Raw genomic sequence first — 15,889 nt, 5'->3', positions numbered from 1 at the left:
GCCTAGTGCCGTCTCAGCGCAGCGGCCAGGGCAGATGCACCAGCGATTGCAGCAGGCCCGACGGGAAGTTCAGCGTCAGCAGCCAGGCGGCCAGAACGATCCCGCCCACGGCCCAGGCCGTCATGTGGATGCTGCGGAACCAGCTTGCACCGGCCCGGAGCCGCATGAAGGCCAGGAAGAACAGCGTCACTCCCAGGACAAAGCCCACCAGCGTCGACAACACGACCAGAGCCGCCAGCCAGCCAAGGCCCGACCACATTCCGTGGACGCCGTCCTTGCCGACATGTTCGCCGGTCAGTTCGGCATCGAAATGCGAGTGGTGCCCCGGCTTGCCGGCCCAGAGCTCCCAAAGGAGCACTCCGACAATCACCAGACCGACGATCGAGACCGACAGCGGGAAGACCTTGCCCAAGAAGTCGTGCTGCAAGGAGTCGACCAGCGCGAAGCCCATGGCCGCCAGCACCACCGCCGCAAAGCCGATCTGGGGCAGATGCGCCTTGAGCTGCGGCACGTCCGGCACATTATCCTGCACCGGGCCGACCTGACCATGCTCGTCCACGCGGTTGCGCAGGCCGAAATAGATCGAGGCCAGCGTCAGCACGCCAATGATGATCACCCCCGGGCGACCCAGGAAGGACCAGCCGTTGAACTGCACCGCCTGATAGAGGAAGGTTTCGGCCTGCGGCGCCAGAACGTAGCCGATCAACAGCGCCGGGCGCGACCAGCCGAAGCGCTTCATCAGCACGCCGACACAGCCGAGGATCAGCAGGGCGATCAGGTCGTCGATCGACCGCGTGGACTGGAAGGCCGCGAAGGCGATCATCACGATCAGGAAGGGCGCCATGTACTGGAACGGCACCTTGGTCAGGCCGGCAATCGGGCGGGCCAGCAAGACGCAGGCCAGCGCGCCGAAGATATTGGCCAGAGCCAGAGACCAGATCATCGTATAGGTCAGATGCAGGTCGGTCGTGACCATCGAGGGGCCGGGCTCGATCCCGATCAGCACCATGCAGCCCAGGAAGACCGCCATCGAGCCCGAGCCGGGAATGCCGAACAGGATCGTGGGCAGCATGGCCCCACCGGTCATCGCGTTATTGGCACTTTCCGGCGCGATGACGCCGCGGATATCGCCCTTGCCGAATTGCGACGTGTCCTTGGTCGTTTGCACGGCATGGCCATAGGCGATCCAGTCCACGACCGATCCGCCCAGACCCGGAATTACCCCGACGATGCAGCCCACGGCCGAGCAGCGCAGCGACAGGAACCAGTTGTTGGCCCAGTCGCGGATTCCGCGGCCCCAGCCCTTGCCCAGGGGCATCTCACCCGCGATGGCTTGGTTCTGTCGCATCAGGTCGACGATCTCGGGTATGGCGAAAACGCCCATGCCCACCACGACCAGCGGGATGCCGTCGTAGAGATACTCGATGTCAAAGACCATGCGGAATTCGCCCGTCGCAGGCGCAGCGCCGATCGAGCCGATGACAAGGCCGATGCAGCAGGCGCCGATCCCCTTCACCAGGCTGCGCCCGGACAGGACCGCCACCATCGACAGGCCCAGAAGGGCCAGCATGAACAGCTCCGCCGAACCGAAGGCCAGGATGACCGGCCGGGCGATGAAGACGAAGCCGGTCAGAACAATGGCACCGAACACACCACCAAACATTGAAGAGATGAAAGCCGTGGAAAGCGCTCGCGCCGCCTCGCCCTTCTTGGCCAACGGGAAGCCATCCAGCACCGTGGCCTGACTTGACGATCCGCCCGGAATTCCAAGCAAGATCGACGAAAACGTGTCGCCGGTGGGCATGATCGCCAGAAGACCGATCAGCATGGCCAGGGCCGAGACCTGGTCCATACCGTAGATGAACGGGATCAAGAGCGACAGGCCGGCGATCCCGCCAAGGGCCGGCAGGATGCCGATCAGCAGGCCCACAAACAGGCCCAGGAACATATAGGCGAGGTGCTTCAGGCTTAATAGCTCGGTCAGAGCCTGCAATAGGGTATCGACCACGGAGGGAACTCCCGTGTTGGTCGCCTGCGTGGCGACGGGTGGGGTGTTGAGGAAAGCTTCGGGTCAGGATGGCGGGCCAAGCGGCCCGCCGCTGATCAGGGCTGCGGGGTCACTCCTCGCCCAGCTTGACGCCATATTCCGCGCCAAGCATGGTCGCGACGCTGCTGCGCAACTCGGGCGTGATGGTCGTGCCCTTCTCGAACAAGGCCTGAGCAAGAGCGCCGGTGACCTGACCATAGCTTCCAAGCACGGCTTCGGCATTGGCCTGATAATCAGGATCGGCCTTCATGTCCTCGAACGCCTTTTGATAGGCTTCGACGATATCGTCCGGCGTGCCCTTGGGCAGGAAGACCATCTTCTGTGCCGGGAAACCGGCAGTGAAAAAGGCGAAATAGGCATCGTAGTCAGGACCCGAGGGGGCCGCACCCGTCATTGTCTCATACGCTTCGACGAAGGACGGCAGGTCCGGGAAGGTCGGATCGCGCACCACCTCGCCTGCTTCATTCAGGACGCCCCAGCTGAACAGCGGAACAGCCTGGCCGGCATCCACCAGCGGCTGCACGTTCTTCAGATAGGCCGACGAGGTCTGGTAGTCGATGTTCACCTCGCCACGCTCGAAAGCCAGACGGCCATCGCCGCGGCCCTTGAAGCCGAACACATGCTGCACTTTCATGCCCATGAGCCGGAAGCCCAACAGCGGCACCAGATCCAGCGACGTCGCGCCCTGGCTGGCATAGACCAGATCCTTGTCCTTCAACTTGCCGATATCCTCGGGCCCCTTCAGGCCCAGCGACGGCGTCGTATAGACCACGCCGCCGGTCGGGCCGGCCATGGCGATCTTCCAGTCCTTGTATTCATAGCGCACGCGGGGATCGCCCAGAAGATAGGGGAACTGCGTCGAGCCCGAAGTGCCAAGAATCATCAGCCCGTCCGGCTCGGCCCGCGCGGCGAACAGGTTCGTGCCCTTGGTCGACCCGCCGCCTGGCTCGTTCACCACGACGACCACCGGATTGCCGGGCAGGTATTTCGACAGAAGCGGCGCGTTGAACCGCGCCCAGGTATCCGACCCGCCACCGGCCGAGAACGGGATGATCCATTCAATCGTCTTGCCGGCAAAGTCGACTTCGGCCGCCGCCGGACCAGCCAGACCCAGCGCAAAGGCACCGGCTACCAGACCAAAGGTGGCACGGCGGGTGAATCCCACAGGTTCCGTCATTGCTTTTCTCCCTCTGTTGTCCCACACGCCCTCCCCTGCGTTCAACGCGACAGGACGCGACGCCGTTCTTGATTTCTCCTCCCAAGAACAGCCTGATGCAGAGCTAAGGGGGAATTCTGTCGGCAACCTGTCTAGCGCAAAAGGGTTTTTCATGCGTATCGTTCTGGTGGAAGACAATCTTAGCCTGGCGAGAGGCATCGAAAATGCCCTTAGAGATCAAGGGCATGCGGTTGATCATCTGGATGACGGGCTTGACGGTGACACCTTCCTGTCGCGCCAGCGCGCCGATGTCGCCATCGTCGATGTCAACCTTCCCCGGCTGTCCGGGATCGAAATCATCCGTCGTGCCCGCGCGCGGCGCGACACTATTCCCATGCTGATTCTGACCGCTCGGGGAAAGACCTCGGAACGGGTCGAGGGGCTGGATGCCGGGGCGGACGACTATCTTGTGAAGCCCTTCGATATGGAGGAACTGATTGCCCGCCTGCGGGCCCTGGCCCGCCGCCGCCCCGAAGTGGCGCTGGCGCGCGAAGCGGTGGGTCAGCTGATCTATGACCGCGAACAGCGCGCCGTTTTCTATGGCGAATGCAATCTGGATCTGCCCCGGCGCGAACTGGCTCTGTTCGAACTGCTCCTGGAAAATCGGGGCCGTCTGATTGAAAAGGACCGGATCGCCGACGCGCTTTACGGCACCGGCGCGCCGGTCGAGCCGAACGCGATCGAGCTTCTAATCTCGCGGCTCAGGCGCAAGATCGAAGGGTCCGGCGTGTCGATCCGCACGGCGCGCGGCCTTGGCTACATGCTGGACGGCGGCTGATGCTGCGGCGGTTGTCGCTGCGCGGGCGACTATATCTCCTGCTGATGATGCCCCTGATCGCGGTGGCCACCATTGCCGCCGTCGCGCGGTATCAGGCCGCGAACCGGCTGTCGCAGGAACTCTACGACAATATGCTTCTTGCCGTCGCCCTGACGATCTCGCGCGATGTGGTGCTCTCGGAAGGCGACATGCTGACCGAGACCCTGCTGGAAGATCTGACCTCTGCGCTTGGCGACCCTGTCTATTATCGCATCACCGGGCCCGGGGGCAGCTTCGTTACCGGCTATTCCGACCCCCCCGATCCGCCCGAAGGGGTGGAAGCCCAGGGTGGCGCGCCCATGTTCTATGACAGCATCTCGCTCAGCCGCACGGTCCGCGCCGTGACCCTGCGCGAATTCATCAGCGAGCCACAATTCGGTGGCTGGGTCACGGTCGAGGTCTGGCAGACCACGACGCAGCGCCACGCCCTGTCTCGCGAGCTCGTCATCCAATCAATCATGCTGCTTGGCTCGGTCCTTGTCACCGCCGCCATCATCCTGTGGTTCGGCATCCAGCTTGGCCTGAAACCGCTTCTCGACTTGCGTGAGGCTATCGGACAGCGCAGCGCCGACGACCTGCGCCCGATCCGGCGCTGGGTTCCGCCCGAACTTCGCCCCTTGGTCCGAACCCTGAACTCACTCTTCGACCGACTCTCCAAAGCCATCGCCCTGCGCGACGGCTTCATCTCGGATGCGGCGCATCAGATGCGAAATCCGGTGGCCGCGATCCAAAGCCTTGCCGAAGCCGCCATCAGCGCGCCTGACGAGGCCGAACTGCGGTCGCGTGTACAGGATGTCGCTGAAAGTGCCCGGCAGACAAGCCGCCTTACCTCGCAGCTGCTTTCGCTGGAGCGGGTGCGCGGCCGCAGCCTGCGAGAGCTGGCCAAACCGCTGGACCTGGTCGCTTTGGTGCGCGAAAAGATACGGCCCTTCGCCGAAACGCAGTTGCGCCGAGGTGTCGATGTCGGGTTCTCGGTAATCGGACAGCCCGAGCCGGTGCGCTGCGATCCTATTCTGATCGAAGAGCTTGTCACGAATATCCTCGACAACGCCGCGAAATATGCCCTGCAACCAGGCGGCCTTCTTGATGTAGTCATCAGCTTTGAAGCTGATACCGTCTTCTTGCGGTTTCGCGATGACGGCCCAGGCGTTCCGGCCGATCTGCAGGAACGCATCTTTGACCGGTTCTTCCGCGTCGATACGGATCAGTCGCTCGGCTGCGGTCTGGGCTTGGCGATCGTGAACGATGTTGCACAGGGCCATGGCGGCTCCGTACGCTGTATTTCCAGTTCAGAAGGCTCGACCTTCGAGGTTGCCTTGCCGCTATAGCCGCCGCCAGATCCTCTCATCGCCTTCCCATATGCAAGTGAACGGCACTGGCTTTGCCGACGGCTGATGGTCATTCGTTGCGCGGCGGTGGGGTCAGCTTTCAGCGCGGCGCAGGCAGCCCGCGCGGAAAGGGGTTAACAAGTGGTCGTCTCGTTCGGAGCGGGCCCTATCGGCGCAGCAAACAGGGCGATGCGACGGGTCGGGTTGCGGCCCTAAAGGCGGCGATTGACACGCAGGCAATCGTGAACCCTGGCAAGATTTACGCCACGCTATTCGCCGGGCTGCCAGGAGCCGATCAGCATCTTCATGAACCGCTCGGCGGCGGGCGACAGCGTGACACTGCGCCGTTTGAGGATGCCGATCGTGCGCGTCACTTCGGGTTGCCCAATCGGGACGGCTGCCAGAAACGGGTGATCGAGCTGGGGCATTGCCAAGCGAGGCAGAACGGCAATGCCCAATCCTGCCTCCACCAAGCCAAGCGAAGTGGACAGATGCGTGACCTCATAGGTCCAGGGCAGATTCTGGTTCGACTTGGCCAAAGCTGAATCAAGCAATGTGCGGTTAGCCGAGGAACGGTGCACCGATATCAGCGGGAAGCGCTGCAGATCGGCCCAAGTAACCTGCGGTTCTCTGGCCAGCCTGTGGTCTTTGCGCAATGCGAGGACGAATGGGTCTTCGATCAGCCGGATGAACTCCGGCTCCGGTTCCGTGTTTCCCATGAAGTTGATGCCGAATTCGACCTCGCCCTGCCCCACCGCCTGCACCCCCTGCGTTGCCGGAAGGTCGAGAATCGAGAAGCGGACCTGCGGGAACTCCTCCGAAAAGCGGCGGATTACCGAAGGCAGAAAGTAGAAAGCAGCTGTCGGTATGCAGGCCATGTTGATGATCGCTGCGCGCTGAGGCCGCGTAGCGCGTGACGCAAAAAGCGAACTGTCAAACTCTTCCAACATGCGCCGCACCAGCGGAACAAGTTCCATCCCCATGGCAGTCGTGGTGACATGACGCGTCGAGCGATCCAGCAGCGCCCCGCCGATGGTCTGTTCCAGTTTCTGGATCCGACGGCTCAACGCGGGTTGCGACATATTCAGCGCCTCAGCCGCAAGATGAAAGTTCCCCAGTTTGACGATCATGAGGAACGACGTGAGATCGAGGATCTCGCAATTGATACGCAAGACGGATCACTCTCTAGATTCTTTGCATTTCAAGTACTATTCGATTTGCGAAATGCTTCATTGAGACCAGCCGCTGCAATTCACGCATCGAAAGTTATGTACATTGCATCAATTAGCAGAGAGCCAATCGAATGAACGATCGATCGGGTATCCCCTGTGGATGATGCGCGGCGGGACATCTCGCGGCCCCTTCTTTCTGGCGAAGGACCTGCCGGTAGACCCGCAATCGCGGGATGAAATCCTGATTTCGGCAATAGGTTCGGGGCATCCGCTGCAAATCGATGGCATCGGTGGCGCGAATGCGGTGACCAGCAAAGTGGCAATCGTTTCCCGCTCCAGCCGACCGGGCGTGGATGTAGATTATCTCTTTGCCCAGGTTGGAGTTGGAAAGCGCTTTGTGGACACATCGCCCAATTGCGGCAACATGCTTTCTGCCGTGGGTCCTTTTGCCATCGAGTCGGGGCTTGTCCGCGCCACCGATCCGGTCACCATCATTCGCACCTATAACGTGAATGCGCGGTCTGAGATCGAGGCTGAAGTCCTGACCTCAGGCGGCGTGGTTGCCTATGCCGGCGCGGCCAAGATCGATGGCGTCCCCGGAACTGCAGCGCCCGTGATGCTGATTTTTCTTGACGCATCCGCTCGGTCGCATGAATCGATGTTCCCGACGGGCCTCGCGCGTGAGCGGATCAGCGGGATTGAAACGACCTGCATCAACGCCGCGATGCCGATGATGATCCTGCGCGCGTCGGACATCGGCGTCACAGGCAATGAAAGCACGCAGGACCTGACTGAAAACACCACTCTGCTCGCCCGGCTCGAGGAGATGCGACGTGAAGTCGGGCGCCGAATGGGGCTTGGCGACGTTTCGGAAAAGTTGTTCCGGAACCTTTGCTCATCGCGCCGCCTGCGCAGGATGACGATCTGCTTGTGCGCTATTTATGCCTCACAGCTGTCATCAGACCCTCGCCACGACCGGCGCAATCGGCCTTGCGACGGCGGGCATGATCAAAGGAACGGTGGTCGAACGGGTCGCCGGTCTTCGTACCCCGTCATCGGTCATCGTTTTCGAGCATCCGATGGGCCGTTTGGATGTCGGCATGCGCCTGCGCGAGGGCCGGCCTGTCGCCAGCCTCTTGCGCACCGCGCGCCGCCTGTTCGAAGGACGCATCATGGTGCCGGCCGACATAGGAAAAGACCGAAAGCCTCTGGCGGGTGCGGAGGGCAAAACGGGAATGCCTGTCCATATATGACGCCGACGGATGCCGAGCTGAGATGTCTGAAAGGCAGCCCGTGGCGGGCCCTGCCGCGGTCGCGGCTCCGGGCGCAACGACGCCGACCAGATCAGCCAAGCGCCGAACGGATATGACGGACATATCCCTCATTCCTCTCCAACCGGTCACGATAGCGCGCCAGCGCCGGCAAAGACAGACTGCTTTCCGGCAGGCGAAACCAGCGATACACCGACGGGGCTGCGGCGATATCGGCCAGCGAAAGTTTCTCGCCTGCCAAGAATGACCGTGGCGCCAGCCAGGTATCCAACGCTTTGGCCGCATTGATCACAGCCGCCAGATCCGCCTCGCTGCCGGGCTTGCCGTCCGCCCGCGCCTTGCGCAGCCGTGTCATCGGCGGGGTCAGCGAGATCGAGGCCCAGTCCATCCAGCGATCCGCCAGGCTGCGCCCGGCGGGGTCGGCGGGCCAAAGCGCGTTGGGCTTCCGCCCGGCCAGATAGCGCAGCACCGCATTCGATTCCCACACCACCGTTTCGCCGTCGCGCAGGACCGGCACCTTGCCGAACGGGTTCAGCGCCAGGAATTCCGGCGTATCGGTCGGGGCAAAACTCCGGCCGGTCAGGATCAGCTCATAGTCTTCGCCCAATTCCTCCAGCAGCCAGAACACCTTGGCGCTGTTCGAGGAATTGGCGCGTCCATAGACTGTCAACATCGGCTCAGCCTTTCTTCCCGGCAACCCGCGCCAGCAGGGGCGCAAGCGGCGTGTCCGGCCCCAGCGCCAGGAAGGCGGCATAGACATCGGCCGCATCGCCCAGCCGGTCCCCGGCGCAATCGGTGAACTTGTCGCCCAGTTCGGCATCCGACATCGGGTTCAGCGGCCCGCGGCCGAAATTGGTCGAGGCGTGATCGGTGAAGACCCGGCCGTCCTTCATCTCGACCCGCACCTCGCCCAGATAGGCATCGGCCTGTTGGTGACCCACCGAGTGGACGCGCGGCAGCAGGTCCGCGATCTCGGGCGTCAGGAAGCTGGCATCGTCGAAATCCGAAAGGCGGATCCGGCCGGTGGTCAGGGCCTTGGCGGTCAGGAACTGCACGCTGAACTTGGCATCCAAACCCGAGCGCGGCGTGGGCCGGTTTGTATGGGCAAGCCTGCGCTCATGCGTGCTGGTGTCGATCCGGGCGATGGCATCCGGGGAAAGCAGCCCCTCGCGCGCGACGATGCGCATCGCGGCGTCGATGGCGGAATGTGCGCTGCCGCAGCAGGGATGCTGCTTGATCGCGATGCCGGGGGTCAGTACTTCCAAAGCGCCGTCCCAATCCGCCAGGATCGCATCGGCATCATAGGTGCCCGCGTCGTTGAACAGGTTGAAGAAGCCGTAAGTATGCTCGAACGCTTCGGGATTGGCGGTCATGCCGCGCTGGGTGACCAAGGCCGCCATGATGCCATTATGCGCGGCCTGGCCCACATGCAGGGGTTTCACCGGCGTGCCGAAATTGGATTTCAGACCCGAGGCCATCGACACGGTCACCGCCAGCGCGGTGGTCATGTGGTCTTCGTCCAGATCCAGCATCCGCCCCGCCGCGGCCGTGGCGCCGAAGACGCCCAGCGTGGCGGTCGGGTGCCAGCCCTTCTCGTAATGATGCGGCAAGAGCCCGCGCGCCAGCCGAGTTTCCACCTCGACCCCGGTGACCCAGGCTTCCAGCACCTTGCGCGCCGGCAGGCCATAGGCTTCGGCCAGACCCAGCACCACCGGCACCACCGGCGCCGAGGGGTGACCGCCCATCGTGGTCGAGCAATCGTCGAAATCCAGCGCATGGGCGGCGGTGCCGTTGATCAGCGCCGCATGCAGGATCGAGGCGCGCTTGCCCCCCCTGCCCCAGAGCGAGACCTGCCCCGGTGCGGCACCGATGGCCAGCACGTCTTCCAGCGCATCCAGCGCCGGCGCATCGGCGCCGGCCAGCGCCACGCCGACCGTGTCGGCAAGGGCGCGGCGGCCGATATGCAGCGCCTCTTCGGGCAGGGCGTCGTAACGGATGCCAAGGGCGCGGCGGGCCAGTTCGCGTGCAAAACTCATCTCTCGGGCTCCTTCAGCGGGTCGCGGCTTCGATGGCGGCGGTCAGGTCGGCGGCGCGGGGCAACGTGTCGAGGCGCATCAGCAGGTCGAACACCGCCTGCGCGCCTTCGGGCGTCAGGCTGGCGCGGGCGCAATCGAGGAACTTCGCCTCCAGCATCTCTTGCGGCAGCGGCACTTCGGGGCCGCGGCCCAGGGGGGCGGCCACCGCCTGGCGCAGCACCTGCCCATCGGCCAGCGTCACCACCACTTCGGCGCCGTAATCATTGGCGTCATCGTCATGCGGTTCCATCCGGATCAGGCCCGAGACGCGGGTGACCTCGGGATCCTGCAGCGCCGCATCCTCGAAATGCTCCAGCAGCACCGCGCCGTTGACCAACCCGCGCGCCACCGCATAGGGCAGCGAGAATTTTGCGTTCAGCGCGCTGGTGGCGGGATTGCGCACATGCGGCAGCAGGCGGCGCGGATGCATGCGCACCAGCACGTCAGAGACCTGCGCCGCGCCCTTCAGCGCGCCGTCATGCAGCATGATCGCCGCGTCGATGGCGCCATGAACGCTGTAGACACAAGGGTATTTCTTGATCGAGATCCCCGGCGCCAGCAGGTCCAGCGGTTCGGCCCAGCCGGTCAGCATCCGTTCGGCCTGGTAATTCCCCGCACCGTTGAACACTTCCAGGAAGCCCTGCGGATGTTCCAGCGCGACCGGCGCCCCGTTCACGCCCTGCGCCGCCATCATCGCGGCAAACAGCCCGTTGCGCGCGGCGATGCCGGCATGCATCGGCTTGGTCGAAGTGCCGAAATTCGCCTTCAGCCCCGAGGCGAGCGAGGCCGAGATCGCGATCGCATGGGCGATCTGCTCTTCGTCCAGATCCATCAGCACGGCCGCAGCGACTGCGGCGCCGAAGATGCCCAGCGTGGCGGTCGGGTGCCAGCCCTTCTCGTAATGCTGGAAGTTCACGCCCCGGGCAAAGCGCGTCGCGGCCTCGACGCCGATGATATAGGCGTCGGTCAGTTGCTTGCCGGTGGCGCCGCGCTGTTCGGCCAGGGCCAGTAGGCCCGGAATGATGATCACCGTCGGGTGGCCCGACAGCGATTTCGACGTGTCGTCATAATCCAGCGCATGGCCGGCAGTGCCGTTCACGAAAGCCGCATCCAGCGCGCCCAGCCGCACCTTGCGGCCCAGCACCAGGCAGGGGCCCGGCCCGTAGAGATCGGGCATCAGCACGGCATCGGTCGTCTCGGTCGGCGCGCCCAGAAGCGTGCAGCCGATCATGTCGGCAATCGCATTGCGGGCCCATTTCACCGCCTCGGGGTCGAACCCCGCCGGATCAAGCGCGACAACCCGCTTGGCGAGTTCGCGGGAGAGAGGCATGGAGGTCATCGGATCACCTTTCGTGCTGCGCGCCCGGGGCGGCGCGGTCGGATTCGGGGCGGGGAGAGGTAAGAGAAGCGGGCTGCATCAGCGCGGTCAGCGCCCGGGTCGAGCGCTGGTCGGCCAGCGCGGACAGGCCCGCATGCAGCGCATCGGCCTTTGCGGGGGGCAGCACGGCGCGGGTGCAATCGTCGAACTTGGCGCGGAACTGCGCTTCGGTCATCGGGTTGGCGGGGCCGCGGCCCATGGCGACGCTGGCGCTGGCCTTCAGCCGGCGGCCATCGGCCAGGGTCACGGTCACATGGCCCAAGGACAGATCCTCCGCGTCATGCGCGCTCAGCCGCACCCGCGCCGCCAGCGCCTTGGTCGCGGCATCGTCCAGCAAGGGCGGCTCGAAATCGGCAAAGCCGACGCGGCCGGCCAGCAGGGCCCGCGCGGTCAGATACTGGGTCGAGAATTTCGCATCCAGCCCGTCGCGCGGCTGCGGCCGGTCGATGTTCTTTAGCCGGCGGGGATGCAGGGCCACCTCGACCGCGGCGATCTCGGCCCCGTCGATATCGTCGCGCAGCGCCGCGGCGGCGTCGATGGCGCAATGGATGAAGGCGCAGCAGGGATATTGCTTGATCGCGATCCCCGGCGCCAGCAGCGCATAATCTTGCCCCCAGCCGTCCAGCGCCGGCGACAGATCAGCGGGCACGCTGCCGTTGAAGGCGGCCATATAGCCGAACTTGTGTTCAAGCGCCGCCGGATTGGCGGTGAAGCCCGCCTGCGCCAGCAAGGCCGCCTGCAGCCCGTTGCGATTGGCCTGCCCCGCATGCAGCGGCTTGGTCATCGTGCCGGAATTGGCCCGCAGCCCTGCGGCACAAGACGCGGCAATGCCAATCGCCACCGCCATTTGCGGCGCCTGCAGGTTCAGCAGGCGCCCGCAGGCGACGGCCGCGCCCAGAACGCCGAAGGTTACGGTCGGATGCCAGCCGCGATCGGCATGGGCGGGGTTCGACAGCCGCGCGATGCGGATTTCCGCCTCGACCCCCGCGACATAGGCGGTCAGAAGATCGGCGCCGCTGACATCCTGCCGGTCGGCCAGCGCCAGAAGCGCCGGCACGATTGACACGGACGGGTGACCGTCCATTTCCAGATTGCAATCGTCGAAATCCAGCGCATGCGCCGCGATGCCGTTGACCTGCGCCGCATCCAGCACATGCGCCTGCCCCGGCTGACCGATCAGCGCCGCAGGGCCCGGGGCCATCGGCAGCACGGCCTGCACCTGACCCACCACCGCCTCCGAAGCGCCGGCGATCGCGCAGGCGACGGTATCGGCAAGGGCGCGGCTGGCCCAGTGCCGCACGGCGGGATCAAGATCGCCAAGAGAAAGGCCTGCGGCGCGGGCCGCAAGTTCGGGCGTCAGAGACGTCACGCGGGAAGCTCCTTCAAGGCGCGGCCCCCGGCTTTCGACCGGGGGCGCGGCATCAGTGTTTCAGGATCTGGTCAAGGAAGGCGCGGGTGCGTTCCTCGCGCGGGTTGCCGAAGAACTCTTCGGGCGGCGCCGCCTCGACCTTGCGGCCATCAGCCATGAAGACGACCTGATCGGCCACGGTGCGGGCAAAGCCCATCTCATGGGTCACGACGATCATCGTCATGCCGCTTTCGGCAAGCTCGATCATCGTATCCAGCACTTCCTTGATCATCTCGGGATCAAGCGCCGAGGTCGGCTCGTCGAAAAGCATGATCTCGGGCTCCATGCACAGGCTGCGGGCGATGGCCACGCGCTGCTGCTGGCCGCCCGACAGTTGCAGCGGGTATTTCTGCGCCTGTTCGGGAATGCGCACCTTGCGCAGGAAATGCATCGCCAGTTCTTCGGCGGCGGATTTCTTCATCTGCCGCGTCAGCATCGGGCCAAGCGTCAGGTTTTCCAGAACGGTCAGATGCGGGAAAAGATTGAAGTTCTGGAACACCATGCCGATGTTGCGGCGGATCTTGTCGATGTTTTTCACATTGTCGGTCATCTCAAGGCCGTTGACGAAGATGTCGCCGGACTGGTGCACCTCCAGCCGGTTGATGCAGCGGATCAGCGTCGATTTACCCGAGCCCGAAGGGCCGCAGACGACGACGCGTTCGCCCTTCGCAACATCAAGGCTGACTTCGTGCAGAACCTGGAACTGGCCGTACCATTTCGAGACGTTCTTCATCTGGATGACCGGCTCGGCGGTCGCGGCAAGCGGGGCGGTGGGGGCGGTCTGGGTCATGGGAAACTCCGGGAAGGGGCGCTAGATGCGGCCCGCAGCGATCCACTTCTCCACCTGCCGCGCGTAACGCGAGAGGGCATAGCCGAAGAAGAGGTAGACAGCGGCGACGAAGAGATAGGCCTCGACATAGAACTTGCGCCAAAGCGGGTCCTGCATCACGGCGGTGGTCGCGGTCAGGATGTCGAACAGGCCGATGATGATCACGAAAGAGGTGTTCTTCATCGCCGCGATGATGTGGTTGGTGATCGCGGGCAGGCTGATGCGCAGGGCTTGGGGCAGGATGATACGGGTGGTCGTCTGCCAATAGGTCAGGCTCAGCGAGGTTGCGGCCTCGTATTGCCCACGCGGGATGGCCTGAAGACCGCCGCGGATCACCTCGGCCTGATAGCAGGCGAAGAAGATCGCGATCCCCACGGTGATGCGCAGCAGCTTGTTCACCTCGACGCCGGCGGGCAGGAACAGCGGAAAGACGTTCACCGCGACGAAAAGGATGGTGATCAGCGGCACGCCGCGCAGCGATTCAATGAACACAACCGAAACGCCCCGGGCGACCGGCAACGGCGCGCGCCGGCCCAGGGCCAGAAGCACTGCGATGGGCATCCCGATCAGCACCGTTCCGGTGAAGAGCAGCATGGTCAGCGGCAGCCCGCCCCATTCCGAGGTCGGCACGAAGCGCAGACCTAAGACGCCGCCAAACATCAGCACCCCAATCGAGACGACGGCAAAGATCCACAGCGGCACCAGGAAGCGCAGGTTCCAGCAGCGCGGCCAGAGCGACAGGACGACGGTGGCAAGATAGATCACCATCATCAGCACCAGCCGCCAGTGTTCCTCGTAAGGATAAAGCCCGAACAGCATCGGCCGGTGCTTTTCCACGATCACCGCCCAGCAAGCGCCGGTGGCGGCGCGGCAGAGCTCGGGGTCGGTGGTGTAGAAGACGGCGTTCACGACGCCCCAATCCAGCACGAACCACAGCACGCGGATCACCACCGCCGCGACGGCCAGCGTCAGCAGCGTCTGCCAGATCGAGCTGAAGAGGTTGGTCTTCAGCCACAGCCCGGCGGAGAACCGGGCGTTCGGATCATAGGCACTGACCGGCGCCGCAGCTTCTGTTGTTGCAAGGGCCATGTCTCAGCGCTCCTTGATCGCGACGAGGCGGTTGTAGAAATTCATCGCGATCGAGGTGACGAGGCTGACGATCAGATAGACGACCATCATCACCGCAATGGCCTCGACCGCCTGGCCGGTCTGGTTCATCACCGTGTTGCCGATGTTCACCAGATCCGGGTAGCCGATAACGACGGCGATCGAGCTGTTCTTGATCAGGCTGACATATTGGCTGGTCAGTGGCGGCACGATCACCCGCAGCGCCTGGGGCAGAACGACATAGCGCAGGATGAAGCGCGGCCGCAGCGCGATGGACCGGGCGGCCTCGACCTGACCGCGCGGGGTGGCCTGAATGCCGGCCCGCACGATTTCGGCGATGAAGCCCGAGGAATACAGCGCAATCCCCGCCATCAGCGCCACGAATTCCGGGCTGATCGTTGCGCCGCCGGCGAAGTTGAAGCCCTGGCGTTCGGGAAAGCTCAGCTCATGCGGGGCGCCGAAGCCCAGCCAGGTCAGCAGCGGCAGACCCAGGATCAGCCCGACCGAGGGCCAGAGCATGTCGATATAGCGCCCGGTCGCCTCGCGGTGGCGGCGCGCCAGACGGGCCGCGATCACCGCCGCCACGATCCCGATCGCCAGCGCGGCCAGCATCCAGGCATGCGCCGGATCGGCGACCGGCATCAGGAAGGTCAGCCCGCGGTTCGACAGGAAGCCCAGACCCCAAAGGTCCAGCGCCTGACGCGGGGCGGGAAGGTTGCGGATCACCGCGGCCCAGAAGATCACCTGCAGGATCACCGGAATGTTGCGGACGATTTCCACATAGGTCAGCGCGATCCGCTGCAGAAGCCAGTTGCTGGACACCCGCATGATGCCGACCGCAAAGCCGATCACCGTGGCCAGCACGATGCCCGCTGCGGAAACCGACAGCGTGTTCATCAGCCCGACCATCAGCGCCCGGCCATAGGTATCGCGCGAGGAATAGCCGATCAGCGTCTCGCCGATCTCGAATTGCGAGACTTCCTTCAGAAAGCCGAAGCCGGTGGCGATGTTCTGCCGGCTCAGGTTCTCGACCACGTTCTGATATAGATAGAGGCCCAGAAGCGCGACGGCCGCTGCCAGCGCGATCTGATAGATCACGGTGCGGAAGCCTTCGCTGTAGAGGATATCTTTAAGGGGGCGCTTCGGCGGCTTTGCGCTGCGGCCCGCAGTGGCATCGGTCATGTCGGAATCCCGGCGATGGCAGTGTCGGCTAACCCTCCGCAGGCGGCTGGTCCGGTGCG

13 protein-coding genes are annotated in these 15,889 nt (G+C 64.4%); 3 read left to right on the top strand and 10 right to left on the bottom strand.

Annotated elements, in window-relative coordinates:
- Positions 1 to 13 precede the first annotated feature (13 nt).
- A complete protein-coding gene (locus ACED67_RS10195) occupies positions 14 to 1,948 on the bottom strand; it encodes a tripartite tricarboxylate transporter permease (protein WP_508436221.1) in 1,935 nt (644 codons plus the stop codon).
- 169 nt (positions 1,949 to 2,117) lie between these two features.
- Positions 2,118 to 3,224, bottom strand: a complete 1,107-nt coding sequence (locus tag ACED67_RS10190; protein WP_395541491.1) for a type 2 periplasmic-binding domain-containing protein — start codon at positions 3,222 to 3,224, stop codon at positions 2,118 to 2,120.
- Positions 3,225 to 3,375: 151 nt separating this feature from the next.
- Between ACED67_RS10190 and ACED67_RS10185 the strand changes: the two genes are divergently transcribed.
- Both ACED67_RS10185 and ACED67_RS10180 read left to right on the top strand, forming a co-directional pair.
- Positions 3,376 to 4,041: a response regulator gene (locus ACED67_RS10185; RefSeq protein WP_395541490.1), complete on the top strand. Its 666-nt coding sequence runs from the start codon at positions 3,376 to 3,378 to the stop codon at positions 4,039 to 4,041.
- Entirely contained in the window at positions 4,041 to 5,408 is a 1,368-nt protein-coding gene (locus tag ACED67_RS10180) for a sensor histidine kinase (protein WP_395541489.1), read from the top strand. The genes ACED67_RS10185 and ACED67_RS10180 overlap by 1 nt, the downstream gene beginning before the upstream one ends.
- Positions 5,409 to 5,677: 269 nt before the next feature.
- Here the strand turns inward: ACED67_RS10180 and ACED67_RS10175 are convergent, their stop codons facing one another.
- Positions 5,678 to 6,580 (bottom strand): LysR family transcriptional regulator, encoded by a 903-nt coding sequence (locus tag ACED67_RS10175; RefSeq protein ID WP_395541488.1) that lies wholly within the window; start codon positions 6,578 to 6,580, stop codon positions 5,678 to 5,680.
- 103 nt (positions 6,581 to 6,683) lie between these two features.
- On the opposite strand from ACED67_RS10175, the gene ACED67_RS21660 reads away from it, so the two are divergent.
- Positions 6,684 to 7,949: a PrpF domain-containing protein gene (locus ACED67_RS21660; RefSeq protein WP_508436219.1), complete on the top strand. Its 1,266-nt coding sequence runs from the start codon at positions 6,684 to 6,686 to the stop codon at positions 7,947 to 7,949.
- Here the strand turns inward: ACED67_RS21660 and ACED67_RS10160 are convergent.
- The 7 genes from ACED67_RS10160 to ACED67_RS10130 are packed head-to-tail and all read right to left on the bottom strand — an operon-like array spanning position 7,925 to position 15,830.
- Entirely contained in the window at positions 7,925 to 8,524 is a 600-nt protein-coding gene (locus ACED67_RS10160; RefSeq protein ID WP_395541487.1) for a glutathione S-transferase family protein, read from the bottom strand. The genes ACED67_RS21660 and ACED67_RS10160 overlap by 25 nt on opposite strands.
- 4 nt (positions 8,525 to 8,528) lie before the next feature.
- On the bottom strand, positions 8,529 to 9,887 hold the full coding sequence (locus ACED67_RS10155; RefSeq protein ID WP_395541486.1) for an MmgE/PrpD family protein: 1,359 nt from the start codon (positions 9,885 to 9,887) through the stop codon (positions 8,529 to 8,531).
- A gap of 13 nt (positions 9,888 to 9,900) precedes the next feature.
- On the bottom strand, positions 9,901 to 11,265 hold the full coding sequence (locus ACED67_RS10150; protein WP_395541485.1) for an MmgE/PrpD family protein: 1,365 nt from the start codon (positions 11,263 to 11,265) through the stop codon (positions 9,901 to 9,903).
- Positions 11,266 to 11,269: 4 nt separating this feature from the next.
- Positions 11,270 to 12,673: an MmgE/PrpD family protein gene (locus ACED67_RS10145; protein WP_395541484.1), complete on the bottom strand. Its 1,404-nt coding sequence runs from the start codon at positions 12,671 to 12,673 to the stop codon at positions 11,270 to 11,272.
- 52 nt (positions 12,674 to 12,725) lie between these two features.
- Positions 12,726 to 13,502 (bottom strand): amino acid ABC transporter ATP-binding protein, encoded by a 777-nt coding sequence (locus tag ACED67_RS10140; RefSeq protein WP_395541483.1) that lies wholly within the window; start codon positions 13,500 to 13,502, stop codon positions 12,726 to 12,728.
- Between the two features lie 21 nt (positions 13,503 to 13,523).
- Positions 13,524 to 14,630: an amino acid ABC transporter permease gene (locus ACED67_RS10135; protein WP_395541482.1), complete on the bottom strand. Its 1,107-nt coding sequence runs from the start codon at positions 14,628 to 14,630 to the stop codon at positions 13,524 to 13,526.
- Between the two features lie 3 nt (positions 14,631 to 14,633).
- Positions 14,634 to 15,830, bottom strand: coding sequence for an amino acid ABC transporter permease (locus ACED67_RS10130; RefSeq protein ID WP_395541481.1), 1,197 nt, complete (start codon positions 15,828 to 15,830; stop codon positions 14,634 to 14,636).
- Between the last annotated feature and the right edge of the window lie 59 nt (positions 15,831 to 15,889).

The organism is Neotabrizicola paludis (genome assembly GCF_044142105.1).
GTDB lineage: Bacteria > Pseudomonadota > Alphaproteobacteria > Rhodobacterales > Rhodobacteraceae > Pseudogemmobacter.
The sequence above is the reverse complement of the archived record's forward strand: the minus strand, read 5'-3'. Positions and strand labels throughout refer to the sequence as shown.

What these genes read in the sequence shown, in the direction of transcription:
- ACED67_RS10195 (WP_508436221.1), bottom strand. Translation starts at nt 1,948, where the DNA reads ATGTTCCTGGGCCTGTTTGTGGGCCTGCTGATCGGCATCCTGCCGGCC.
- ACED67_RS10190 (WP_395541491.1), bottom strand. Translation starts at nt 3,224, where the DNA reads ATGACGGAACCTGTGGGATTCACCCGCCGTGCCACCTTTGGTCTGGTA.
- ACED67_RS10185 (WP_395541490.1), top strand. Translation starts at nt 3,376, where the DNA reads ATGCGTATCGTTCTGGTGGAAGACAATCTTAGCCTGGCGAGAGGCATC.
- ACED67_RS10180 (WP_395541489.1), top strand. Translation starts at nt 4,041, where the DNA reads ATGCTGCGGCGGTTGTCGCTGCGCGGGCGACTATATCTCCTGCTGATG.
- ACED67_RS10160 (WP_395541487.1), bottom strand. Translation starts at nt 8,524, where the DNA reads ATGTTGACAGTCTATGGACGCGCCAATTCCTCGAACAGCGCCAAGGTG.
- ACED67_RS10155 (WP_395541486.1), bottom strand. Translation starts at nt 9,887, where the DNA reads ATGAGTTTTGCACGCGAACTGGCCCGCCGCGCCCTTGGCATCCGTTAC.
- ACED67_RS10150 (WP_395541485.1), bottom strand. Translation starts at nt 11,265, where the DNA reads ATGACCTCCATGCCTCTCTCCCGCGAACTCGCCAAGCGGGTTGTCGCG.
- ACED67_RS10140 (WP_395541483.1), bottom strand. Translation starts at nt 13,502, where the DNA reads ATGACCCAGACCGCCCCCACCGCCCCGCTTGCCGCGACCGCCGAGCCG.
- ACED67_RS10135 (WP_395541482.1), bottom strand. Translation starts at nt 14,630, where the DNA reads ATGGCCCTTGCAACAACAGAAGCTGCGGCGCCGGTCAGTGCCTATGAT.
- ACED67_RS10130 (WP_395541481.1), bottom strand. Translation starts at nt 15,830, where the DNA reads ATGACCGATGCCACTGCGGGCCGCAGCGCAAAGCCGCCGAAGCGCCCC.